This is a genomic window from Streptomyces sp. NPDC051563 (genome assembly GCF_044454225.1).
Lineage (GTDB): Bacteria > Actinomycetota > Actinomycetes > Streptomycetales > Streptomycetaceae > Streptomyces.
On the sequence record NZ_JBITDL010000008.1, the window covers coordinates 88,703 to 112,074 of the forward strand.

At 72.4% G+C, this 23,372-nt stretch carries 22 protein-coding genes; 12 read left to right on the forward strand and 10 right to left on the reverse strand.

Annotated elements, in window-relative coordinates:
• Positions 1-480 precede the first annotated feature (480 nt).
• Together proP and ACIA8F_RS11905 are read left to right on the forward strand one after the other, a co-directional pair.
• Complete coding sequence (gene proP, locus ACIA8F_RS11900; protein ID WP_399378289.1) at positions 481-1,998, forward strand: glycine betaine/L-proline transporter ProP; 1,518 nt, start codon at positions 481-483, stop codon at positions 1,996-1,998.
• 124 nt (positions 1,999-2,122) lie between these two features.
• A complete protein-coding gene (locus tag ACIA8F_RS11905; protein WP_399378154.1) occupies positions 2,123-3,340 on the forward strand; it encodes an aromatic acid exporter family protein in 1,218 nt (405 codons plus the stop codon).
• Between the two features lie 87 nt (positions 3,341-3,427).
• Here the strand turns inward: ACIA8F_RS11905 and ACIA8F_RS11910 are convergent, their stop codons facing one another.
• Positions 3,428-4,882: a catalase gene (locus ACIA8F_RS11910; protein ID WP_399378155.1), complete on the reverse strand. Its 1,455-nt coding sequence runs from the start codon at positions 4,880-4,882 to the stop codon at positions 3,428-3,430.
• 293 nt (positions 4,883-5,175) lie between these two features.
• Here ACIA8F_RS11910 and ACIA8F_RS11915 point away from each other — a divergent pair, with 293 nt between their 5' ends.
• Positions 5,176-5,985, forward strand: a complete 810-nt coding sequence (locus ACIA8F_RS11915; RefSeq protein WP_399378156.1) for a polysaccharide deacetylase family protein — start codon at positions 5,176-5,178, stop codon at positions 5,983-5,985.
• Positions 5,986-6,027: 42 nt separating this feature from the next.
• On the opposite strand, the gene ACIA8F_RS11920 is transcribed toward ACIA8F_RS11915, so the two are convergent.
• Together ACIA8F_RS11920 and ACIA8F_RS11925 are read right to left on the reverse strand one after the other, a co-directional pair.
• A complete protein-coding gene (locus tag ACIA8F_RS11920; RefSeq protein WP_399378157.1) occupies positions 6,028-7,140 on the reverse strand; it encodes an AI-2E family transporter in 1,113 nt (370 codons plus the stop codon).
• Between the two features lie 147 nt (positions 7,141-7,287).
• Positions 7,288-8,430, reverse strand: coding sequence for a PucR family transcriptional regulator (locus ACIA8F_RS11925; protein WP_399378158.1), 1,143 nt, complete (start codon positions 8,428-8,430; stop codon positions 7,288-7,290).
• A 131-nt stretch (positions 8,431-8,561) separates the two neighbouring features.
• On the opposite strand from ACIA8F_RS11925, the gene ACIA8F_RS11930 reads away from it, so the two are divergent.
• From ACIA8F_RS11930 to ACIA8F_RS11940, 3 genes are all read left to right on the forward strand, one after another.
• Complete coding sequence (locus ACIA8F_RS11930; protein ID WP_399378290.1) at positions 8,562-9,572, forward strand: ferredoxin reductase; 1,011 nt, start codon at positions 8,562-8,564, stop codon at positions 9,570-9,572.
• A gap of 7 nt (positions 9,573-9,579) precedes the next feature.
• Positions 9,580-10,698: a fatty acid desaturase family protein gene (locus ACIA8F_RS11935; protein ID WP_399378159.1), complete on the forward strand. Its 1,119-nt coding sequence runs from the start codon at positions 9,580-9,582 to the stop codon at positions 10,696-10,698.
• Between the two features lie 116 nt (positions 10,699-10,814).
• Positions 10,815-12,053 (forward strand): D-alanyl-D-alanine carboxypeptidase family protein, encoded by a 1,239-nt coding sequence (locus ACIA8F_RS11940; protein WP_399378160.1) that lies wholly within the window; start codon positions 10,815-10,817, stop codon positions 12,051-12,053.
• Between the two features lie 13 nt (positions 12,054-12,066).
• Here the strand turns inward: ACIA8F_RS11940 and ACIA8F_RS11945 are convergent, their stop codons facing one another.
• The gene (locus ACIA8F_RS11945; protein ID WP_399378161.1) at positions 12,067-12,948 is read right to left on the reverse strand and encodes an SDR family oxidoreductase; all 882 of its coding nucleotides are present in this window, start codon (positions 12,946-12,948) and stop codon (positions 12,067-12,069) included.
• A gap of 82 nt (positions 12,949-13,030) precedes the next feature.
• On the opposite strand from ACIA8F_RS11945, the gene ACIA8F_RS11950 reads away from it, so the two are divergent.
• Positions 13,031-13,618 carry a TetR/AcrR family transcriptional regulator gene (locus tag ACIA8F_RS11950; protein WP_399378162.1) on the forward strand — a complete coding sequence of 196 codons (588 nt, stop codon included), beginning with the start codon at positions 13,031-13,033 and terminating at the stop codon, positions 13,616-13,618.
• 123 nt (positions 13,619-13,741) lie between these two features.
• Here the strand turns inward: ACIA8F_RS11950 and ACIA8F_RS11955 are convergent, their stop codons facing one another.
• Together ACIA8F_RS11955 and ACIA8F_RS11960 are read right to left on the reverse strand one after the other, a co-directional pair.
• A complete protein-coding gene (locus tag ACIA8F_RS11955) occupies positions 13,742-14,353 on the reverse strand; it encodes a hypothetical protein (protein WP_399378163.1) in 612 nt (203 codons plus the stop codon).
• A gap of 87 nt (positions 14,354-14,440) precedes the next feature.
• The gene (locus ACIA8F_RS11960) at positions 14,441-16,495 is read right to left on the reverse strand and encodes an RICIN domain-containing protein (protein ID WP_399378164.1); all 2,055 of its coding nucleotides are present in this window, start codon (positions 16,493-16,495) and stop codon (positions 14,441-14,443) included.
• Between the two features lie 478 nt (positions 16,496-16,973).
• Between ACIA8F_RS11960 and pgm the strand changes: the two genes are divergently transcribed.
• Genes pgm through ACIA8F_RS11975 form a run of 3 tightly spaced genes read left to right on the forward strand, consistent with a single transcriptional unit; the run spans position 16,974 to position 20,333 of the window.
• Positions 16,974-18,614, forward strand: coding sequence for a phosphoglucomutase (alpha-D-glucose-1,6-bisphosphate-dependent) (pgm, locus tag ACIA8F_RS11965; protein ID WP_399378165.1), 1,641 nt, complete (start codon positions 16,974-16,976; stop codon positions 18,612-18,614).
• A 1-nt stretch (position 18,615) separates the two neighbouring features.
• Positions 18,616-19,179 (forward strand): hypothetical protein, encoded by a 564-nt coding sequence (locus ACIA8F_RS11970; RefSeq protein ID WP_399378166.1) that lies wholly within the window; start codon positions 18,616-18,618, stop codon positions 19,177-19,179.
• Between the two features lie 26 nt (positions 19,180-19,205).
• Positions 19,206-20,333: a hypothetical protein gene (locus ACIA8F_RS11975; protein WP_399378167.1), complete on the forward strand. Its 1,128-nt coding sequence runs from the start codon at positions 19,206-19,208 to the stop codon at positions 20,331-20,333.
• A 34-nt stretch (positions 20,334-20,367) separates the two neighbouring features.
• Here ACIA8F_RS11975 and ACIA8F_RS11980 read toward each other — a convergent pair whose 3' ends face one another.
• The 3 genes from ACIA8F_RS11980 to rpmG are packed head-to-tail and all read right to left on the reverse strand — an operon-like array spanning position 20,368 to position 21,978.
• The gene (locus ACIA8F_RS11980; RefSeq protein ID WP_399378168.1) at positions 20,368-21,510 is read right to left on the reverse strand and encodes a CobW family GTP-binding protein; all 1,143 of its coding nucleotides are present in this window, start codon (positions 21,508-21,510) and stop codon (positions 20,368-20,370) included.
• On the reverse strand, positions 21,507-21,755 hold the full coding sequence (locus tag ACIA8F_RS11985) for a type B 50S ribosomal protein L31 (RefSeq protein ID WP_399378169.1): 249 nt from the start codon (positions 21,753-21,755) through the stop codon (positions 21,507-21,509). Before ACIA8F_RS11985 ends, ACIA8F_RS11980 begins: the two co-directional genes overlap by 4 nt.
• A gap of 58 nt (positions 21,756-21,813) precedes the next feature.
• Entirely contained in the window at positions 21,814-21,978 is a 165-nt protein-coding gene (rpmG, locus tag ACIA8F_RS11990; RefSeq protein ID WP_385670584.1) for a 50S ribosomal protein L33, read from the reverse strand.
• A gap of 68 nt (positions 21,979-22,046) precedes the next feature.
• Between rpmG and rpmB the strand changes: the two genes are divergently transcribed.
• Together rpmB and rpsN are read left to right on the forward strand one after the other, a co-directional pair.
• Entirely contained in the window at positions 22,047-22,283 is a 237-nt protein-coding gene (rpmB, locus tag ACIA8F_RS11995) for a 50S ribosomal protein L28 (protein ID WP_399378170.1), read from the forward strand.
• On the forward strand, positions 22,283-22,588 hold the full coding sequence (rpsN, locus tag ACIA8F_RS12000) for a 30S ribosomal protein S14 (protein WP_399378171.1): 306 nt from the start codon (positions 22,283-22,285) through the stop codon (positions 22,586-22,588). Before rpmB ends, rpsN begins: the two co-directional genes overlap by 1 nt.
• 60 nt (positions 22,589-22,648) lie before the next feature.
• Here rpsN and ACIA8F_RS12005 read toward each other — a convergent pair whose 3' ends face one another.
• Positions 22,649-23,371: an alpha/beta fold hydrolase gene (locus ACIA8F_RS12005; RefSeq protein ID WP_399378291.1), complete on the reverse strand. Its 723-nt coding sequence runs from the start codon at positions 23,369-23,371 to the stop codon at positions 22,649-22,651.
• Between the last annotated feature and the right edge of the window lies 1 nt (position 23,372).

A 23,372-nucleotide genomic window follows, 5' to 3' on the forward strand; every position in this document is an offset into this window, starting at 1 on the left:
CGGAACGGATTCCGACTGGAGGCGCTTGAAGTTCTTGGGTACCAAAACTGCAACCGAGATCGACAGTAGCACGCTGCAGCGGACCTTGTGTGGTGCATATTTCCGTCGGCCGCGTTGCGGGAGAAACTCTCCCCGCTGGATCCGTTAAATTCTCAGGTCGCGGTGGCAGATATTGATTCCCGCCGGGCGCAGCGTTTTGACCGCGGCAGAGCCCGGCCGCGTGCCCGTGGGGGAGGGCCGCCCCGGGAACCGCCGGCGCACCCTCGGCCCGATGGCGGCTCGCGCCCTTCACTCCGGCGGGCCCTCCCGACGGGCGCCCCCGCGACGGGGCGCACAGAATCGAAGACCGGTGACGAGGCGGGAACGGCGACCAGCCAGGAGGCCCAGCGCATGGCAGGACCGGCAGGCGGATCCGGATCCGGGCCCGGGCCCGGACCGGGCAACAGGCCGCCCCGCAGCGGCCACCCGGCGACCGACCGGATGCTCCGCACCCTTCTGCGGCGCCGGAAGAAGACCCTCAGCAGCGAGGACGTGACCGTCGCCGACCGGCCGCAGGTCCGGCGCGCCGTCACGGCTGCCGCCCTGGGCAACACCATGGAGTGGTTCGACTTCGGCGTGTACGCCTACCTCGCGGGAACGATGGGCAAGGTCTTCTTCCCGTCCAGCTCTCCCGGAGCCCAGGTCGTCTCCACGTTCGCCACGTTCGCCGCGGCGTTCCTCGTCCGTCCGCTCGGCGGTCTGGTCTTCGGACCCCTCGGCGACCGCATCGGCCGGCAGAAGGTACTGGCCGCCACCATGATCATGATGGCGGCCAGTACCTTCGCGGTCGGCTTCCTGCCCACGTACGCCTCGGTCGGCTTCCTCGCCCCGCTGCTCCTCCTCCTGTGCCGCCTCGTCCAGGGCTTCTCGACCGGCGGCGAGTACGCGGGCGCCACCACGTACATCGCCGAGTACGCCCCGGACCGGCGGCGCGGCTTCCTCGGCAGCTGGCTCGACTTCGGCACCTTCGTGGGCTACGCGCTGGGTTCGGGCCTGGTCACGGTCCTGACCCTGACCCTCGGCACGGACGGCCTGGAGCACTGGGGCTGGCGCATCCCCTTCTTCGTGGCAGGCCCCCTCGGCCTGATCGGCCTCTACATGCGCCTCAAGCTGGAGGAGACCCCCGCCTTCAAGAAGGAGGCCGCCTACGCGGCGGCGGAGGCCGGGGACGACGCGGACCCCGCCGAGGCTGCCCGCGAGTCCGGCAAGGGACGCATCAAGGAGATCTTCACCCAGCACTGGCAGGCCGTCCTCATCTGCATGGGACTGGTGCTCCTCTACAACGTCACCAACTACATGGTGACCTCGTACCTGCCGACCTACATGACCGTCACCCTGGGCGAGAACGACACGACCGCCCAGCTCCTCGTGCTGGCCACCATGCTGCTCGTGGTGCTCACCATCACCGCGGTGGGACACACCTCGGACCGCTGGGGCCGCAGACCGGTGTTCCTCACCGGCAGCATCGCCCTGGTCGTGCTCGCCGTACCGGCGTTCCTGCTCATCCGCGAGGGCGGCATCCTGCTGCCCGCCATCGGCTGCGCCATCCTGGGCCTGCTGCTCGTCTGCTTCGCCGGCACGGCGGCCTCCACGCTCCCGGCGCTCTTTCCCACCCGCCTGCGGTACGGGGCCCTGTCCATCGCGTTCAACATCTCCGTCTCGCTGTTCGGCGGCACGACCCCGCTGTTCACCTCGGCGCTCGTCGAGGCCACGGGCAACGACATGGTCCCGGCCTACTACCTGATGGTCGCCGGGGTGATCGGATTCGTCTCGACGCTCTTCCTGCACGAGACGGCGGGCAAACCCCTGCGCGGCTCCGGACCCATGGTCGAGACGTCGGGCGAGGCGGAGCGCCTCGTGGCACACAGTCGCACCGCGGCCGGACGCCAGGCCCGGGACGTCTGGATCCGGCTGCGGCACCCCTGGGCCCACCGGCCCCCCGACGACCGTGACCGGTAGGGGCGGTCGCGGGCCCGCCGTGACCGACGGGGCGCCCCCGGCTCCGGTAAAGGGCCGGTGAAGGGCCGGGGACGGACGTCCGCTCCGCGGTGATGTTTCCCGGATGCGGGGGCAGGGGCCGTACATGTCAGACGCACTCGCCCCCATTCTGAAACTCGTCCGACGGCACCGGGAGCCCGCCGTCGTCCAGGCCGTCCGCTCGACCGCGGCGGCCGTCGTCTCCTACGTCGTCGCCCTGCGCCTGAGCAGCGAACCGGCGCCCCTCACCGCGCCGCTGACGGCGCTGCTCGTGGTTCAGGTGACGCTCTACTCGACGCTCACCACCGGCGTCCGGCGCGTCAACGCCGTCGTCGCCGGGGTCCTGATAGCGATCGGGTTCAGCGCCCTGGTCGGTCTGACCTGGTGGAGCCTCGGTCTGATCATCCTCGCCTCGCTCGTCGTGGGACGTGTCGTGCGGGCGGGGGAGTTCGTCCCCGAAGTGGCCATCAGCGCCATGCTCGTCCTCGGGGTGACCCAGGTCGCGGACACCGCCTGGGACCGGGTCCTGGAGACCCTGATCGGCGCCGCGGTGGGCCTGGGCTTCAACATCCTGTTCGTACCGCCCGTCTGGATCCGGCCGGCCAGTGACGCGATCACCGACCTCGCCGCCCGCATCGGGACACTGCTCGTGCACATCGGCAGCGAGTCCGGGGACGCCACCACGGTGGAGAAGGCGGCGGCCCGGCTGCACGAGGCCCGCCGGCTCGACGGCGACATCTCCGAGGTCGACGCCGCCCTGCGGCAGGCCGAGGACAGCCTGCGCCTGAACCCCCGCGTGCGCGAAGGCGTCCTCTTCCGCCTCGTCCTGCGCACCGGCCTCGACACCCTGGAGATCTGCGCGGTGGTGTTGCGCGTGTCCTGCCGTACGCTCACCGACCTCGCCAAGGCGCGAGGCGACGAACCGGCCTTCCCCCCACCGGTGGCCGCCGCGCTGCGGGACCTGTACGGGCACACCGCCGCGGCCGTCGAGTCCTTCGCGCAACTGATCACGGCCCAGGTGACCTCCAACGCCGAGGAGGCCGAGGGCAGGCTCATCGAGGAGCTCGACACCGCCCGGACCAGCCGCGGCCGGCTGGCCGCCCTGCTGCCCGGCCAGATCGACCGCCATCCCGCCGAATGGCAGCTCTACGGTGCGCTCCTTGCCGAGGCCGATCGCGTCCTGGACGAACTGAGCGTCGAGAAGCGCTCCGAGCGCCTCCTGGAGGAGCTGGACCGCCACGCCCACGACCGCCGTGCCCGCCACCCCCGGCTGGACCGGCTCCGGACCCGGCTCCGCCGCCGCAAGGCCGTCGTCAACGGCTGACCGCACCGGACGCCGCCACACACGGCCGAGGGCCCGAACCCCACGGGGTTCGGGCCCTCGGCCGTGTGCGGCGCGGAAGGGTGCTGCTCAGAAGTGTGCGGCGATCTTGTCGCCGACGCCCTGGTCGATGGAGCGCCAGTACTGCAGGGCCCGTTCCAAGACGGGCTTGCTGACGCCGTCCGCCAGGTGTCCGGCGACGTTGGACACGAGCCGCTCGCGCGCCGCGTCGTCCATCACCTCGCGCACCAGCGTGCCCGGCTGGCCCCAGTCGTCGTCCTGGCTGCGCAGCGCGTACGCCTCCCGGACCATCTCGCCCGCCGAGGCCCAGCCCGCGGGCTCGCCGAAGCGGGCGGTGTCGGCGGCCGGGCCGCCGTAGGAGTTGGGCGCGTACGGGCGGGCCGCGTTCGAGGCCTCGAAGCGCATCGCACCGTCCTTCGCGTACGAGGACACCAGCGAGCGCGCCCGGTTCGGGGGCAGCTGGGTGTAGTTCGGGCCGACCCGGTAGCGGTGCGCGTCGGGGTAGGAGAAGAGCCGCCCGAGGAGCATCTTGTCCGGCGACGGTCCGATGCCCGGCACCAGGTTCGAGGGCTCGAAGGCGGCCTGCTCGATGTGGACGAAGTAGTCGTCGGGGTTCTTGTCGAGGGTCATCCGCCCGACCTCGATCAGCGGGTAGTCCGCGTGCGGCCACACCTTGGTCAGGTCGAACGGGTTGAACCGGTAGCCGGGTGCGTCCTCGAAGGGCATCACCTGCACGAACAGCGTCCAGCTCGGGGGCTCGCCGCCGGCGATCGCGTCGGTGAGGTCGCGGCGGTGGTAGTCGGGGTCCTCCCCGGCGATCCGGTCGGCGTCGGCCTGGGTGAGGAAGTCGATGCCCTGGTCCGTGTGGAAGTGGTACTTCACCCAGTGCTTCTCGCCGGCGCCGTTGACCCACAGGAAGGTGTGGGAGCCGTAGCCGTTCATGTGCCGGTAGCTCTTGGGGATGCCGCGGTCGCCCATCAGCAGCGTGACCTGGTGCGCGGACTCGGGCGACAGGGTCCAGAAGTCCCACTGCATGTCGTGGTCGCGCAGCCCGTTGTCGGGGCGGCGCTTCTGCGAACGGATGAAGTCCTGGAACTTGCTCGGGTCGCGCACGAAGAAGACCGGGGTGTTGTTGCCGACCAGGTCGTAGTTCCCGTGCTCGGTGTAGAACTTCAGCGCGAATCCGCGCGGGTCCCGCCAGGTGTCCGGGGAGCCCTGCTCTCCCGCGACGGTCGAGAAGCGGGCCAGCATCTCCGTGCGGCGCCCGGGCTGGAAGACGTCGGCCTTGGTGAAGGCGCTGACGTCGTTCGTCACCTGGAAGACGCCGTACGCCCCGGCGCCCTTCGCGTGCACCACCCGTTCGGGTACCCGTTCGCGGTTGAACTGGGCCATCTTCTCGATCAGGTAGTGGTCCTGGAGGAGGATCGGGCCGTCCGATCCCACGGTGAGGGAATGCTCGTCGCTCTCCACCGGGATTCCGACGTTGTTCGTCGTGTACGGGGTCTGCTGCGCGTCCTGCGTCACGGGGCGTCCTCCCCAGAGGTTCGATGATCTCCTTCCGGCGAGCGCCGGAAAGTCTCCCCCCGCCTACCCAGTCAACGCCGACCATGCGTCCCCGGCAACGCGAGCCGCGCGCGGGCGCCGCACGAGGCCCTACGTCCCGCCCGTGCCGGGTCCCCGGATGGGCCGATCGGGGGAGGACGGTGCCGGTGCGCACGGCCTAGCCTGGACCGGCAGCCAGTGCTGTGACCCGGTGAACCTTTCCGGTCACAGCACTAGGGGAGACCGGGGGGCCGAGTCCGAAGGAAGAGCGCTCCATGGGCATCACCCGCAGTTCCGCAAGCCGTCTCCGGGCGGGATCCGCCGTGGCGGCCGCCGCCGCCATCGTGCTGTCGGCGGCCGCCGGCACACCTGCCTTCGCGGCGCCGGCCGGCCGGGCCGCCCCGGCCGACGGGCCCGCGGTGACTTCGGCCGGGGACCGGTCATCCGCCGTGGGCGGCCACGGCCCGGCCGGGGTTCCGCTCGGGATCTCCCGGCTGGCGCAGGGCCCGGGTCACGACATCGCCATCACCATCGACGACGGTCCGGACCCGCGCTGGACGCCCCAGGTCCTCGAGGTGCTGCGGCAGAACCAGGTCAAGGCCACCTTCTGCATGATCGGAACCCGCGCGCAGCAGTATCCCGGCCTGGTGCGCGCCGTCGCCGCCGAGGGGCACAGCCTCTGCGACCACTCGGTCGACCACGACGTGACCATGGACCACAAGCCCGTCGCCTACCAGCGGCAGCAGATCCTCGACGGCAAGTCCATGATCGAGCGGGCCGTGCCGGGGGTCGCCGTCCGCTACTACCGTGCTCCCGGCGGCGCCTTCACCCCCGACAGCCGTGCGATAGCGGCCGGGAGCGGGATGCGGCCGCTGGGCTGGAGCGTGGACCCCAAGGACTGGAGCAGGCCGGGCCTGCCGGCGATCGTCGCCACGGTGGAGGGAAACCTGCCCGCCCAGCCGACGGTGCTCTTCCACGACGGGGGCGGCGACCGCAGCGAGACGGTCGCCGCGCTCAAGGAGTACCTGCCGTGGCTCAAGGCGCAGGGCTACACCTTCACCTTTCCGCAGCTCACCACCCCGTAGACCCGCGGCCCCGCTCGACTCGGCTGCGCAGGCCGGTCCGGCTCAGGCCGGGGTGGCGCCGGTGGGGGCCCGGCCGGCCTCCGGCTCGGCGGTGGGCTCGACGAGCTGCTCGCGCAGGTACCTCCACACGACCCCGATCAGCGCCGCGGCCGGAACCGCCAGCAGGCTGCCGACCACTCCGGCCAGACTGCCGCCCAGGGTCACCGCCAGCAGGACCACCGCCGCGTGCAGCCCGAGACCGCGGCTCTGGATCATCGGCTGGAAGACGTTCCCCTCCAGCTGCTGCACCACGATGATGATGACCAGCACGATCAGTGCGTCCGTCAGACCGTTCGAGACCAGTGCGATGAGTACGGCGACCAGGCCGGCGAACAAGGCACCCACGATCGGCACGAACGCGGACACGAAGGTCAGTACCGCCAGCGGCAGTACCAGGGGAACCCCGACGATCCACAGCCCCAGCCCGATGAAGACGGCGTCGAGCAGACCGACGAAGGCCTGGGAGCGCACGAACGAACCGAGGGTCTCCCAGCCGCGCTCGGCGACGACGGGCACGTCCGTGGCGAGCCGGCCGGGGAGCTGTCGGGTGAGCCAGGGCAGGAACCGCGGGCCGTCCTTGAGGAAGAAGAACATCAGGAAGAGCGCCAGGACGGCGGTGACCAGACCGTTGAAGACCGTGCTCACACCCGTGACGACCGTGGACACCGTGGTGCCGACGCTGTGCTGTACCCGGTCGACGGCGCTGTCGAACGCCGCCGTGATCTGGGCGTCGCCGATGTTCAGCGGCGGCCCGGCAGCCCACCCGCGCAGCTGCTGGATCCCCTTGACCACGCCGTCGCCCAGCTCTCCGGACTGCGACGCCACCGGCACGGCGATCAGGGCCACGACCCCTGCGGCGACCACGAGGAACAGCACGGTCACCGAGGACGCGGCCACGGCGGGCGGCCACCCGCGCCGGCGCAGGAACGCGACCAGGGGCCACGTCAGCGTGGTGAGCAGCAGGGCCACGACCAGGGGCCAGATCACCGACCACATCCGGCCCAGAAGCCACAAGGCCACAGCCGTCATGACGAAGACCAGGAGCAACTCGGCACAGACCCGAGCGGACGCACGTAGTGCGGACGCCGTCTTTCGCGAACTCAGCGTGTCAGACATGGGCTCACCCTAGGGAACGCGAGCACGCACCCGGTCGCGGCCCCGCCTCTCGGAACCTGCTCGCGGGCGCGGACGCGGGCGCGGGCGCTGCCATCAGGCGCGGACGCGGGCGTCGGGCGTCGTGGGCGTGGACGGTAGAGCTGCGCGTCAGCCGACGCCCCGAGGACCGACCGCCAGCGTCAGTTCGAGGACCCGCTGCGGCGATGCGAGATCCGGGAACAGCTCCCGCAGCTGCGCCATCCGGTACCGGACCGTCTGGGGATGGACGAACAACGCCGCCGCCACGTCGTCCCGCCTGCCCTGGTGCAGGAGCCACGCCCGCAACGTCTCCTCCAGCCGCCGTCCGGTCGCGGCGGGCAAGGTCCGCAACGGTGCGAGGGCTCGGGCCCGCAGGTCTGCGAACGCGTCCGCGTCGGCGCTCAGCACCAGCTCGGGCAGGTGGTCCTCGGTGTCGCGGATGTCAGAGGAGAGGGAGCGCGCGCGTACGGCTCGTGCGTATGAGGCGGACGCGCGGGTCCACGGCCGGGCCGGGCCGACGACGGCGGTGCGGTCGGTCAGCTGCCGCAGGAGATGCGGTCGGTCGGCATCGGGCACGAGCAGCACACCGGTGGCATCCGGCAGATCGTCGAGGACGAGGGTGTTCGGGTCGAGCGTGCGGTAGGCGGGCCGGGCCTGGGCGGCGGGCAGCAGGACCGCGGTCAGGGAAACCGGAGGCTGCCACCCGGCCCGTTGGACGGAGGCCAGCAGCAGGTCCGTGCTCGCGCTGGCGAGGAGGTCACGCGCCAGGTGTTCCAGGTGCCGCTCGTGGGCCCGGCCCCGGGCGGCCAGTTCGTCGGCGTGGCCCGCGGCGCTCGCTGCCGAGAGCTCGTCGATGTACGCGAAGGTCAGCTCCGCGAACTTGGCGACCTCGGCGGCGGGCAGACCTGCGGGCACGGCGCCCGCTGCCAGGCCTCGCCAGGCCACCCGGGCGCCGACGCGGTAGGCGCTGAGCAGGGCGTCCATCGAACGGCCGTCGCGCACTTCGCCGCGGCCCAGCTCGTAAGCCGCGTCGTCGCCGTCGCCGCCCGTCGCGTTCCCGCTGGCGAGGTCCAGGTAGTGCCCCAGGGCGGTGCGGACGGAGCGGCGGATGGTGGCGCCCATGCGGCCCGACAGGGCGTTGGCGTAGGACGGGACCTCGTCGATGATCGCCTGGACGACCTCGTCGGCGGTGGTCTTCAGCACGGCCCGAAGTGCTGTGACCGTCGTCTCATCCAGGGCCAGTTCGGTGGCCCTCCGGATGGCATGGCTCATGTTTTGTTCCTAGCGAACAATTTGGTCGATCAGATTCACGTCCTTCGGATAGGACTTTACGCCCTGCGGCGTATCAAGCTGGGGCCATGACGAGTGCAGCCCTCCGCAGTAGGGCGTGGAAACTGCTGGAGATGGTCACGACGCCGCTGCTGCCGTCGGACTACCTCGACCTGGTCAGCCCGTTGCGTGCGGGCGCCGACCTGCGGGGGCGCATCGAGGCCGTGCACCCCGAGACGGGGGACGCCGCGACCATCGTGATCAGGCCGGGACGGGGCTGGCGCGGCCACACGGCCGGTCAGTACGTGCGGATCGGGGTCGACGTCGACGGGGTGCGCCTGTGGCGTGCCTACTCGGTGACCTCGCCGACCCACCGCGAGGACGGCCGCGTCACGATCACCGTGAAGGCGATCCCGGACGGCAAGGTCAGCAACCACCTGGTCCGCAAGGCGAAACCGGGCACGCTGATCCAGCTCGACCAGCCGACCGGCGACTTCGTGCTGCCGCAGGCCAAGCCCGCCAAAGTGCTGTACCTGACGGCCGGCAGCGGCATCACGCCCGTGATGGGCATGCTGCGCGACACCGCGTTCGACGACGTCGTCATGATCCACTGCGCGCCGCAGCCGCAAGACGTGATCTTCCGCAGCGAACTGCACGACCTGGTCGCGGCCGGGAAGCTGCGCCTCACCGAGGTGCACACCGACACGGACGGCATCCTCGACATCGCCCGCCTCGACGCACTCGTGCCCGACTGGGCCGAGCGCGAGACCTGGGCCTGCGGGCCCGCGGGCCTGCTCGACGCCGCCGAAGAGCACTGGGCCGCGCACGGCATCCAGGAGCGCCTGCACACCGAACGCTTCCGCCCCGGGATCGTCGTCGCCGGTGACGGCGGCGAGGTCACCTTCAGCGCCACCGGCAAGACCGTCGACGCGGACGGCGCCACGCCGTTGCTGGACGTCGGCGAGGAGGCGGGCGTGCTCATGCCCTCCGGGTGCCGCATGGGCATCTGCTTCGGCTGCGTCACGCCGCTCAAGTCGGGCGCCGTACGCGACCTGCGCACCGGCGAGATCACCGAGGCCGAGCCGGGCGTCCTCATCCAGACCTGTGTGTCCGCCGCGGCGGGCCCTTGCGACATCGAACGGTAGGAGCACCTTGACCGCCATCGACCCCACCGCCCACCTGACCGCGGACCAGATCGAACAGCTGGGGCGCGAGCTGGACGCGATCCGCGACGAGGTGATCGCCGACCGCGGGGAGAAGGACGCCGCGTACATCCGCAAGGTCATCTCGGCGCAGCGCAAGCTGGAGCTGGTCAGCAGGGGCGTGCTGCTGTTCTCGATCTTCCCGCCCGCGTGGCTGATCGGCACAGCCGGCCTGTCCGTGGCGAAGATCATGGACAACATGGAGATCGGCCACAACATCCTGCACGGCCAGTGGGACTGGATGCGGGATCCGAAGATCCACTCCACCACCTGGGAATGGGATCACGTCTCCCCGTCCGAGCAGTGGAAGCACTCGCACAACGAGCTGCACCACACGTACACCAACGTGATCGGCAAGGACAACGACCTCGGCTACGGCATCATGCGCGTCGACGAGGACCAGCGGTGGCACCCGTTCCACCTCGGCCAGCCGCTGTGGAACTTCCTGAACGCCTGCTTCTTCGAGTACGGCATCGCGGCGTACGACCTGGAGCTCGGCAAGAACCTGAGCAAGCGCCGCCGCAAGAACCCGGAGTTCCGCGCGCGGGCCAGGGCCGTGGGCCGCAAGATCCGCAAGCAGGTGCTCAAGGACTACGTGATCCACCCGCTGCTGTCGGGCCCGTCGTTCCTCCCCACGCTCGCCGCCACCTTCACCGCGAACCTGGTCCGCAACATCTGGACCCACTCGGTGATCATGTGCGGGCACTTCCCCGAGGGCGTGCAGGTCTTCGAGCGCCGGTCGATCAGGGGCGAGACGCGCGGCCAGTGGTACCTGCGCCAGATGATGGGCTCGGCGAACATCAGCGGCAGCAAGGCCATGCACTTCATGACCGGCAACCTGTCGCACCAGATCGAGCACCACCTGTTCCCGGACCTGCCGAGCAACCGGTACGCCGAGGTCGCGGTGAAGGTGCGCGCGCTGTTCGAGAAGTACGAGCTGGAGTACGTCACCGGGCCGCTGCCCAAGCAGGTGTTCTCCGCGTGGCACAAGGTCTTCCGGCTGTCGCTGCCGAACAAGAAGCCCAAGGCCAAGACGCCGGACCGCGAGCGGGAGCTCGTCGCGGCCTGATTCCCGGCACCGGTTCAGGTCTTTCCCACGGATGGTGCCCCCTGCGGAGAGGTGCTGATGGGCCGGTCGGCCCACGGTGCGCTGCGCAGGTGCCGCGCCGCTCCTAGCCTGACTGAATGTTCATCAGTTCACGTGTCCGCAGGCTCCTTCCCGGCACGGCCGTTCTCGCCGGTGTCGGCATCGTCCTCGCACCGGGTCTCGGCGGGGTGGGCCGAGCCGACCCGGTGCCTCCCCGGCCCGCCGCCCTGCCGGCGGCGTCCCTGTTGCACAGCCCCGGAACCCACGTGCGGTCGGGCAAAGGGGCTCCCGAGCTGCCCGATCACATCTCCGCCCTGTCCTGGCTCGTGGCCGACGCCGGAACGGGCGAGGTCCTCGCCGCCCACGATGCCCACCGGTCCTTGCCGCCGGCGAGCACCCTCAAGACGCTCTTCGCCCTCACGGCCCTGCCCCGGCTGCAAGGTGCCGGGGTGCACACCGTGACGGAGGCCGAGCTCGAGAACGTGGGCGAGGGCAGCAGCACCGTCGGCCTCGACCCCGGCCGCACCTATCGGGTCGCCGACCTGTGGAGGGGCGTCTTCCTCAGCTCCGGAAACGACGCCGTCCACGTCCTGGCCGCGATGAACGGCGGCTGGGAGGAAACGGCGGCGCAGATGCGGGCCAAGGCCCGCGCCGTGGGAGCCCTGGACACCCGCGTCGTGTCGCCGGACGGCTACGACGCCGAGGGACAGGTCTCCTCCGCCTTCGACCTCGCCCTCTTCGGCCGCGCGGGGCTCAAGGACCCCGCCTTCTCCCGGTACGCGGCCCAGGCCGACGCCCCGTTCCCCGGCGATACCGACAGCGCCGGGAAGCCCGTCTGGACGTACGGCATCGAGAACACCAACCGGCTGCTCACCGGCGAGGACGGCGTCGGGCGCTACCCCGGCATCCTCGGCATCAAGAACGGCTACACCTCGAATGCCGGATACACCCTCGTATCGGCGGCCCGCCGCGATGGCCGCACCCTGCTGGTGACCGTCATGAACCCCCAGGAGGGCGGCGGGTCCGCCGTCTACGAGGAGGCCCGCGCGCTGCTCGACTGGGGATTCGCCGCCGCAGGGCACGTGGACCCGGTGGGGAGCCTTCAGCCTTCCCCTCCGCCCGCCCCGGCATACGCCGCTCCCGTCGTCCTGGCCACCGCCGGCACGGACTCCGCGGACGGCGCCGGATACGGCTGGCCCGTAGCCCTGGTCTTCGCCGCCCTCGCCGCGCTGGGCGGCGCCGGGGGAGTCGTGTACCGCCTCCGGCACCGGGCCCGTACCGTCGCCCTGGGCCCGAGTCCTACGGAGCCGCACGGGCAGCAGGCGGACGAGGTGTGAGCGCGGTCCTGCTCTAGGCCTGGATGTTCTCCAGGTCCTGGAGCAGGCTCGGGCGGGTCGGTTCCCAGCCGAGTGCCGTGCGGGTCCGGGCGCCGGACGAGGGCTGGTCGGTGGCGAAGACCGGGCCGAGGGGCCCGAAGGCTTCCTCGGGCAGCGACGTGACCGGCAGGCCGAGGCGTCGGCCGATGACGGCGGCGATGTCGGCCACGGCGTCGCCCTCGTCGGCGACGGCGTGCCAGGAGGTTCCGGCCGGGGCCTTCTCCAGTGCGAGGCGGAACAGGACGGCGGCGTCGAGGGCGTGCACGGCCGGCCAGCGCTGGCTGCCGTCGCCGGGGTAGCCCGCGACGCCGGTGCGGCGGGCGGCCTCGGTGAGGATTCCGGCGAAACCGCCCGTGCCCTGGTGGTGGACGGTACGCGGCAGGCGCACGGCCGAGCTGCGCACGCCCTGCGCCGCGAGGCCGAGCACGCGGGCCGCCGACCGGCTGCGTCCGGCGGTGGGCCCGTCGGTCGGCAACGGGTCGTTCTCGGTCGAGGCGCGGCCGGGCGTGTTCGGGGTTCCCGACACGACCACCAGCGGCTTGTCCGTGCCGATGAGGGCGTCGCCGAGCGTCGTGAGCGCCGCAGCCTCCTCGGTGACGGCGCGGGTGATGGCTTCCCGGGAGCTGAAGTCGTTGCTGAAAGCGAGGTGGATGACGCCGTCCGCTTGCTCCGCACCCGCGCGCAGTACGTCAAGGTCGGTGATCTGGCCGCGGAGCACTTGGGCTCCGGCGGCTTCGGCCTTTGCGCTCGAGGCTTCGTTGCGGGCGAGGGCTGTGACGGTGTGGCCGTGGGAGAGCAGTTCGGCGACGACGGCGGAGCCGATCAGGCCCGTTCCGCCGGTGATGAAGACATGCATGAGGACTCCAGCCAGTGATGCGACAGGTGTCCCATCACTGTACGCCCGATGCGACAGGTGTCGCATCGCCTAGACTCGCCGTATGCCGAGATGGAAACCCAATGCCCGCCAGCGCCTGGTCATGGCGGCGCTGAGCCTGTTCGCCGAGCAGGGCTTCGACGCCACGACGGTGGCGCAGATCGCCGAGCGCGCGGAGCTCACCCGCAGCACGTTCTTCCGTCACTTCGGCGACAAGCGGGAGATCCTCACCGCGGGCCAGGACGTCCTCAGCCGCCTCCTGGCCGAGGGCATCGCATCCGCCCCGGCGGACGTGACGCCGATGGCCGCGGTGGCGGCGGGCCTGGAGCGGGCCGCGGGGGAGATGACCTCCTTCAACCGGGAGGTCGGACCGCTCCTGCACGCCGCGATCGAGGCCAACGAAGAGCTGCGGGAACGCGACGCGCTCAAGAGCGTCGGCCTGGCCGCGGTGATGGCCGAGGCACTGAACGCGCGGGGCGTCGGCGGACCGACCGCGCAGGTGGCCGCCGAACTCGGAGTCCTCGCCTTCAAGGCCGGCTTCGCCCGCTGGACCGCCCCCGGCCCCGACCCGGACCAAGACCCCGGCGACCTTGCGACGTACACGCGCGCGGCACTCGACGAACTGCGCGCGGCTGCCACCGAGCTGCGCTGACGGCGGAGGTCCCCTTCACCCTCGTGACCTGGTGAACCTTTCCGGTCGCAGCACTTAGCCGGGGATCCCCCCTGACTCCGGCCGGGCCGCCGGCGGCTTCGCGGCTTCCCTAGATGAGTCGGTCTATCCGCGCGCCCGTCTGCGGCGCAGGAGGATGCCGACGGCCGCCCCGGCCAGTGCCGTTGCCGCCACTCCCGCCGTGGTCCACCAGACGGCGGCACCCGGGCCGGGTTCCGCCGGGGCCTCGGAAGCCGTGGCGGGAGCCGGAGTCGGGGTCGGCATCGGCGTCGGGGGCTGTGCCTGCGTCCCGGTCGGGGCTGCGGGGCGGGGGCCGGGGGTGCCCGTGGGCGGGGCCGGGTCCACCACCGGTACGCCGACTTCGAGTGCGCCGTGCCCGAGGGCGGGGAAGCCCACGTCCACGCTGACCTTCCAGGCGCCGGGCGGCAGGGACTCGGCCGTGGTCCAGCCGGCCGGGGCCGCGGCGGGATCGCGCACCAGGAGCCAGGGCCCCAGCGTGCGGGAACCGTCGGCGCCGACCGCGTTCACGGTGGCGGCGACCGCCTCCTCGACGGCGTCGCCGTCGTTCTCCCAGGTGAGGTCCACGGTGACGTGGCCCTCCCGCTGCCCGGTGACCACCACCTTCACGGTGTCGCCGTGGGCGTGCGCCACGGCCGGGGACAGCAGGATCAGGCCGACGGCGGTTAGGACGGCCTGGAAAGCGATTCGTATGCGCATCGTGGCGTGCTCCGAGTGGGGTGAGGGGCCGGCGGACGGCCGCGCGACACGGCCGTCCGCCGGAGGGACTTCAGTGGGCCGTCGGGGTCAGCCGGCCTTCTGCACGGTCCAGACCTGGGGGGCCCGGCCGTCCGCGCGCTGGAGGTCGAGCAGCCAGTTCCCGTAGTAGGGACGGCTGCTCACGGTCAGCGCGAAGCCGCCGCTCGGATCGGTGACGCTCACCCCGCCACCGCGGGCGGTCAGCTTCCAGCTCTGCGCACCGGCGCGGCCGCAGGGCTGCTGCGCGACCCACATGCCCGCGGCGGGAGTGCCGCCCGGCTGCAGGCACTTGCCGGAGACCGCCGAGCGGATGCGGACCAGTCCGCCGCCCGCGTCGTCGAAGTACCACTGCTGCTGCGCGTACCCGTTGGAGCGCGCCCCGACGAGCACGGTGCCGTCGGCGCTGCGCCCGCCCCACACCTCGGCGGCCATGCCCGTGCTGCCGTTCCCGAGCAGGTACCGGGTCCCGGGGGTGGTCGCTCCGCCGCCGGTGCCCTTCGTACGGAAGGACGCGGCCTTGCCCGCCCCGCTGTCCCGGCCGGCGCCGTCGCGGACGGAGACGGCGACGGTGTAGGAGGTGTCGGGCCGGAGGTTGTAGACGCGCAGCACCGGGGACTGGACCCAGCCCAGGTGCTTTCCGTTCAGCAGGACCTGGTACCAGGCTGCTCCCTCGACCTTGGGCCAGCTCACGACGGCGGAGTCCGACTGGATCTGACCGACGGCCACGGCCGGTCCGCCCGTGGGCTTCTTGGTCGGGCCGGGCGTCGGCTTCTTGGTCGGCGAGGGGCTCGGATTCGGGCCGGGGTCGGTGCCGCCGCCCTTGTTCTTCATCAGGAACTGGTTGTCGGCGATGTTCCAGTGCGTGGCAAGGTAGCTGCCGGCCTTGGGGCTGGTGTGGAAGTAGTCGTCGTGGTTGCAGTCCAGGATGTTCTCGGAGGCCTGGTTGGTGCAGACGTTGCGCATCTGCGGGTAGTACGGGGTGTCCGAGTAGCACATGACGTCGAACTCGTCGGTGCAGTGCGCGCCGCGGCTGGTGTTCGGGGCGCTGTTGTTGACCGCGCCCAGGTTGTGGCCGAGTTCGTGCGCCGCGGTGTGGCCGCCCCAGCAGCCGGAGTCCGTACGGCCGTAGGAGGGGCCGAAGTTGCTCAGGTTGGCCTGGCCGGGCCGCTCGTCGCCGTTGAAGGTGCCTATGCCGCAGTAGACCTGGCTGTCCGCGAAGATCATGTACTTGCGGTCGCGGCGGTCGAGGCCCTTGCCGGCGAGGGCGGCGTTGGTCGCGCTGAACTCGGCGAGGGCGGAGTCCGGGAGCTCGATGTTGAGCACGGTCGGGGTGCAGTCGGCCGCCGTGACGTAGCGGATGTGCCGGATGCCTCCGGTCTCCTGGGCGCTGGCGGAGTAGATGAGGTCGGCGTCGGCCGCCCACTTGCGGAACGAGGCCACGTAAGCGGAGTAGCGGTCACGGCCGGGGCCGTGCACGTACACGACCTGGACGCGGTTGCCCGTGCTGCCGTCGCCGTCGCACGGGACGGTCTGGCCCGCGGGGCCGGCGGCGACGGCAGCGACGGACTGGCCGGCGGCGGAGGGGGCGGGCGCGGCGGATGTGCCGGCCGCGCGGTCGGCGTCGGCCGCAGGCGCGTCCTGAGGACGCCCGCCGCCTTCGCTCGCCGCCGGGTCGTCGGAGGCCGGTCGGGCCGGGTCGGCCGCCGGCGCCGAGGCCTTGACCGCGGGCGCCGTGTCCTTCGCTATGTCGACGCCCTTGGGCGGGGCGTCCGGGCCGTGGGTGCAGAGTCCGGCGCCGGTCCGGTAGACGCCGGCGCACCGGTCGCCCTTCGGGGCGGGGGCGAGCCCGTCGTAGACCATGCCGCGCGCGTTCTCGTTGGCGGGTGCGGCTGCGAGGGGTTGGGGCTCCTGGTCCCGGGCGGGCGCGGCGGCCGGTGCGGTGGCCTCCGTGCCGGCCTGCACGGACACGGCCTGGGCGTCGTCGCCCAGTCCGGAGTAGGAGATGCCGGCGGCGATCACCGCGGCCGAGGCCATGGCGGCGGTGAGGATCAGCAACCGCCTCGGCTTGCGGCGGTGTTCGGGCCGTCTGCGTCGTACTGTCATGAGCACCTCAAGTAAAGGTCGGATGAGTGGGTGCGCGGAAGCCTGCCAGACGAATGCGGCGGAGAATTCGGACAAAGAGGAGCGCGGTTCGAGAAATCGTTCCGTTACCTGTCCGTCAGATCTGATGAACCCTCAAAGACTAATGAAATAAGGGAAGTTACGCGCGTCATGCGGTATTGGTCCAGGCCTTATCGGGGGCGGTAGTTATCAAATCGAGATAATAAGTGGATGCTTATTGACGTGAATTCAGTCAAGGATTCACCTAATTGCTACCTTTCGAATTCCCTCGGTCACGACCCGTGAGGAAGGTGCGGTCCGCTCCCCGCTGACGGAACGTCCGGGCTCACACCGCCCGGCCTGCGGGGCCGCCGTTCCCGTCGGCGCGGGGCGCGACGACGGCCATGTGCGCGCCCCGGCGGGCCGGGCCGGGCAGAATGGGTGCCGGACACAACGGTCGGCCGTGCGGAGGAGCGGGTAGATGCAAGATGTGCGAGCGGGGCAGGTTGCCGGGCCCGAGGACCTCATTGATGTGGCCCGCCTGGTCACGGCGTACTACGCACTGCACCCCGACCCGGCCGAGCCGGGGCAACGGGTCGCGTTCGGCACCTCGGGACACCGCGGTTCCTCCCTTGCGGCGGCCTTCAACGAGGAGCACATCGCCGCCACCAGCCAGGCCATCTGCGAGTACCGCGCCGCGCAGGGCACCGACGGCCCGCTCTTCCTCGGCGCCGACACCCACGCCCTGTCCGAGCCCGCCCGCGTCACGGCGCTGGAGGTGTTCGCGGCCAACGATGTGACCGTCCTCATCGACCAGGCCGACGGCTACACGCCCACCCCGGCGGTGTCGCACGCCATCCTCACCCACAACCGCAACCGCACCACCGGCCTCGCCGACGGCGTGGTGGTCACTCCCTCGCACAACCCGCCCGCCGACGGCGGCTTCAAGTACAACCCGCCGAGCGGCGGCCCGGCCGGCTCCGAGGCGACCTCCTGGATCCAGGACCGGGCCAACGAGATCATCGTCGGCGGGCTCAAGGACGTACGGCGCATTCCGTACGCCCGCGCACTCACCGCACCCGGCACCGGCCGGTACGACTTCCTCGGCACCTACGTCGCCGACCTGCCCAACGTGCTGGACCTGGAGGCGATCCGGACCGCCGGCGTGCGGATCGGCGCCGATCCGCTGGGCGGCGCCTCGGTCGCCTACTGGGGCCGCATCGCCGAACAGCACGCGCTCGACCTGACGGTGGTCAACCCGCTGACCGATCCCACCTGGCGTTTCATGACGCTCGACTGGGACGGCAAGATCCGCATGGACTGCTCCTCGCCGTACGCCATGGCCTCGCTCATCGGACAGCGCGACCGCTACGACATCGCCACCGGCAACGACGCCGACGCCGACCGGCACGGCATCGTCACGCCGGACGCGGGCCTGATGAACCCCAACCACTATCTGGCCGTGGCGATTTCGTACCTGTTCTCGCACCGGGAGCGGTGGCCCGCGGGCGCCGGGATCGGCAAGACCCTCGTGTCGTCGAGCATGATCGACCGGGTGGCACAGGACGTGGGCCGGCCGCTGGTCGAAGTCCCCGTCGGATTCAAGTGGTTCGTGGACGGCCTGTCCGACGGCACGCTCGGCTTCGGCGGCGAGGAGTCGGCGGGGGCGTCCTTCCTGCGCCGGGACGGTTCGGTGTGGACGACCGACAAGGACGGCATCGTCCTGGCCCTGCTCGCCTCGGAGATCACGGCGGTGACGGGCAAGACCCCGTCGCAGCACTATGCCGGGCTCACCGACCGCTTCGGCGCCCCGGCCTACGCGCGTGTCGACGCCCCGGCCTCACGGGAGGAGAAGGCGCTGCTGGCCAAGCTGTCCCCGCACCAGATCACCGCCGACACCCTCGCCGGAGAACCGGTCACCTCGGTCCTCACCGCGGCGCCCGGCAACGGCGCCGCCCTCGGCGGCATCAAGGTCTCCACCGCCAACGCCTGGTTCGCGGCGCGGCCTTCGGGCACCGAGGACGTCTACAAGATCTACGGGGAGTCCTTCCTCGGGCAGGATCATCTGAGCCAGGTCCAGGAGGAGGCCAGGTCCGTGGTCCTGGCAGCGCTGGGCGGCTGACGTGGACGATGCCGTACTGACGGCGCTCGTCGCCGCGGGGGCCGCGATAGGCGGCGGAGCACTGACGGGCGTGTTCACCCTCGCCGCCGCCAAGCGCCAGGCGACGGCCGCCTGGGCTGCGGGGGAGCGGCAGGCTTCCGCCGCCTGGGAGGCCGGTCGGCAACAGGCGGCCGCCGCCTGGGACGCGGGCCATCTCCAGGCCACCGCCCAGCTCGACGTGGCCCGCCGCACGCTCACCGAACAGACGCTGGCCAACCAGCGGGCCGTGCGGCGGGCCGCGTACGTCACGTTCCTCGGCCGCACCGACAGCGCCCAACTGGCGCTGGCGGCCTGGCAGAACGCCATCGGAACGGCGGACGAGTCCCCGGGGCGCCGGGAGTACGACTCGGCGATGGGCGCGGTGGGCGAGGCGCTCAATGTCGTACGTCTGGAAGGGCCGGACCCCGTGACGACGGCGGCGGAGACCCTGCGCAGCTCCCTCGCCGCCACCGCCCCCGGACTCCAGCACCCCGTGGCACAAGAGGCGTTTCTCGATGCGGCCCGGGTGGCACTGACCCCTGTGTAGCGCGAGCCGGGCCGATAAGATCCGAGGTGCCGGAGGGGGACCCGGCCGCCGCGGACGCCGTCGCCGCCCGCGCGGCCGCGGCGGGTCAGACGCTGGCCTGGCGGACGCTCGGCCGGATGCGCGCGGCCGACGGCCCGTCGGCGGCCGCTGCGTTCGAGCAGGCGGTGACGGCCGGAGACGGGTGGGGGCACATCGGCCTCGCGCAGGTCTCCGAACGGGCCGGCGACCTCGCCGGCGCGGTGGGGCACGCCGCCCGGGCGGCCGACGCGGGCGTCACCGAGGCCTGGCCGCACCTGGTACGGCTGCACTGGTTGCTCGGCGACCCCAGGGCAGCCGTGGAGGCGGCCACCGGCGGTGCGGACGCGGGAAACCCCGAAGGCTGGTCGCAGCTGGCCCGACTCCGCCAGGGGGCGGGCGACACGGGGGGAGCGGCCGCCGCTCATCGCGAGGCGGTCGCCCTGGGCGTCGGCGCGGCCTGGCGGGAACTGGCCCTGCTCGCCGATGCGGAGGGCGACGGCACGGCCGCGGAGGAGGCCGCCGCTCAGGCGGCCCGTACCGGCGATCCGGAGGCCTGGACCGCACTGGCCGAGGCCCGCTCGGAGCGGGGCCAGGCCGATGGGGCCGCCCGCGCGGCGGCGGAGGCGGCCCGCGCCGGTGACGCGGAGGCCTGGATCACGCTGGCGCGGCACCGGGAACGCGCCGGGAATGCGGCGGGAGCGGAGCTGGCCGCGGAGCTGGCCGCCGACCGGGGAGCACCCGCCGCCTGGGCCGCGCTGTCCAGGATGCGGGAGCGGGCGGGGAACCGGGAGGAGTCCCGGCGAGCGGTGCTGCGGGCCGCGGCCCTCGGTGCCTCCGACGCCTGGACCCTGCTGGGCCGCGTGCGCGAGGAACTGGGCGACCCGGCCGCGGCCGAGCGCTCCTACCTCCGTGGCTGCAAGGCCGGTGACACGGAGGCGTACTCCGCGCTCGGCGCCCTCTACCTGGAACAGGGAAGGTCCCAGGAGGCCTGCGCCGCCTACCGCTCGGCCGTGGACGCGGGACTCCCCGACGCCTGGGAAGGGCTGCTGTCGGCATTGGCGTCCCAGGCACCCCGCGCGGCTTCGGCACGGGAGGCGGCCCGACTGCGCACGACGGGCCTTCCGGCGGAGGGGTGAACGCCCCGAGCACGACCGGGCGGCGCGCGGCCGGTCAGGAGGCGGGGTCGAGGAGGGAATCGAAGGCGGCCGGCAGCCTCCGCCATGCTTCGGGCCCCGAGCCGTACTCGGCCTCCGTCAGCAGACAGGACTCCAGGAGGCGGGCGAGGTTGTCGCGGTCGAGCCCGGGGGAGGTGAAGACGAGGTGCTGGCAGCAGTCGCCGTGCTCGGGATGCCAGTCGAGCGAGGCGGCCGCCCTGCGCATCGGTGGCACCAGCTCCCAGGCGGCGTCCGGCAGGGAGGCGAGCCAGGGGCCGGCGTTCTCCACGCACAGGGCGCCGCCCGCGGCCTCCCAGGAGAGCAGCGTGTCGGGGCGGTCGGCGAGCCAGAAGCGGCCACGGCTCCGGGCAGCCGCGCAGCAGAGGTCTTCCAGGGCCTCGTAGAGCCGTCCGGGGTGGAACGGCCGGCGGCTGTGCCAGACGAAGGTGCCGACTCCCGCCTCCTGCGCATCCTGCGGGAGCAGGGCACACGCCGGGTGCTGGGCGGCGGCCGCCGTTTCCACGTCGAAGCCGGCGAAGGCCAGCCGGGCCAGCTCGGCGGACCGGGCCGGCACCCGGCGGGCGGTCGGATGGAGCTGGGCCAGGAGGGCGTGGTCCTCGTCGGTGGCGTCCTCGCTGTCGACGAGGGCCAGTACGGGGGCGTACTCCAGCTGGCGTGCCCAGGTGTCCCCGACCGTCCGCCGGTCCGAGGCGGCCGCGGCCAGGCCCACGTCGGCCAGGTCGTCGCCGTTGACCAGGCAGGAGAGAACGAGCGCGGGGTCCACCGCGGTGATCACACCCGTGAGGTCGAGTACGCCGCCACCGTGCCGGACGACGACCTCGGCCATCGCCCTCGGCTCTACGGAGTCCCACAGTTCGACGACGGCGAGCCGGGTCGGTCCGCTGCCGGCCAGCCGCTCCAGCTCCGGGACCAGGTCCTCGCGGAGCGCACAGCAGGCGCAGTCGTTGACCAGGGGCGCCTCGCCGCGGGACAGCTCGCCCGAGGCGTCGCGCACCAGGCGCATCACGGTGCCCGAGGGCGCCGTGGCCAGGTCGTGATGGAGCGCGACGCTGCCGGGGACGGAGCGGAGCAGCCGTTCGACGACCTCCTTGCGGGCGTCGGCGTGGAGCCCGCCGACGATGACGACGGGCAGGCTCACTCGGCGCTCCCGTAGCGGCGCTGGAAGCGCTCGACGCGGCCCGCGGTGTCCAGGACGCGAGCGGTGCCGGTGTAGAAGGGGTGGCTCTGCGAGGAGATCTCGACGTCGATGACGGGGTAGGTGTGGCCGTCCTCCCACTCGACCGTCTTGTCGCTGGTGGCGGTCGAGCGGGTGAGGAAGGCGAAGTCGGCGGCCTTGTCGCGGAAGACGACGGGGCCGTAGGCGGGGTGGATTCCGGGCTTCACGGCGATGTCCTTCAGACAGTGGTGGTGGGCGTGGTGGTCGTGCGCGTGGCCGTGGGGGTCAGCGCTCCTCGCGGAAGTCGACGTGCCGGCGCAGCACCGGGTCGAACTTGCGCAGCACCATCCGGTCGGGATCGTTCCGCCGGTTCTTGCGGGTGACGTAGGTGTAGCCGGTCCCCGCGGTGGAGCGGAGCTTGACGATCGGGCGTACTTCGTTGCGTGCCATGGCGCTAGTATATGGGAACGATTCTCATTTTCAATACGGTCCCTCGTGATCGAGAGGAAGGCACCCCCGTGTCCGCACACTGCCAACTGACCGGCTCCCGGCCGGGCTTCGGCAACGCCATCTCCCACTCGCACCGGCGCACCTCCCGCCGCTTCGACCCCAACATCCAGACCAAGCGCTACTGGCTACCCGGCGAGGCACGCCATGTCCGCCTCAGGCTGAGCGCGAAGGCGATCAAGACCGTGGACGCGATCGGCGTCGAGGCCGCGGTGGCACGGATCCGCGCCCGGGGGGTGAAGGTCTGATGGCCAAGAAGAGCAAGATCGCGCGGAACGAGCAGCGCAAGGCCGTCGTCCATCGGTACGCGGCCCGGCGGGCCGAGCTGAAGGAGATCATCCGGCGGCCCTCCTCGACGGAGCCCGACCGGGAAGCGGCCGCAGCCGAGCTGCGCACACATCCGCGCAACGCCAGCGCGACCAGGGTCCGCAACAGGGACGCCGTCGACGGGCGCCCCCGCGGGTACCTCCGGAAGTTCGGCCTGTCCCGGGTACGGCTGAGGGAGCAGGCCCATGCGGGCCTGCTCCCCGGGGTCACCAAGTCGTCCTGGTAGCACCTGCGCGGAGGCGGCGGGCGAACTCCGTTCCCGGGGCCGCCCGCTCGCCCGCGGGCTTCACCAGGGCGGTGCGGCCGGGAGGTCCCGGGCCGGGCGGGGGCTTCCGGTCCAGCGACCCGCCGACGCGAGCGCGGAGTCCGCGAGGACCGCGCGGGCGGCTTCGGCGGTGATGCGGTGCCAGCGGCGGGCGTCGCGGATCATCGAATGGCCGCCACGGGGCATGGCGATGCCCAGGACCCGGGCTCCGGCGGACTGGGCCCGCGTCAGGTGGGACCACGTACCGGCCGCACTGGTGACCCGGTCGGCCTCGTCGTGCAGGGCGATGACGGTGCGGCCGTGCAGCTGGGCGGCGGGCTCGCCGGGCGGGCACCACGGCGCCAGCGCGATCACTCCCCTGACCTGGGGGTCCGCCGCCGCGCGCAGCGCCGCGCGGCCCCCCATGGAGTGCCCGACGAGGACGACGGGAACGGGACCGGTGAGCGCACGCAGTTCGGCCAGTGCCCGCCGAACGTCGGCGACCGGGTGCGCGTTCGGCCCGTTCCATCCGCGGTACCGGTAGCGGACGTGGGCGACGAGGACCTCGTCGTGGAACGTGTCGCGCAGCAGTGCCGCGCCGAAGGGCCGCATCCGCAGTCCGGGCAGGTTGAGGGGCGGTGGCGGCCCAAGGGCGTCCGCGCGGCCCCCGTGCAGGAGGAGGACCGCCGCCGTGGCTTCCTGCGGCAGGCGGTGACGGAAGACCGGGATCAGGGCCGCCGTGGTGTCCGGCGGCGTGTGGCCCACG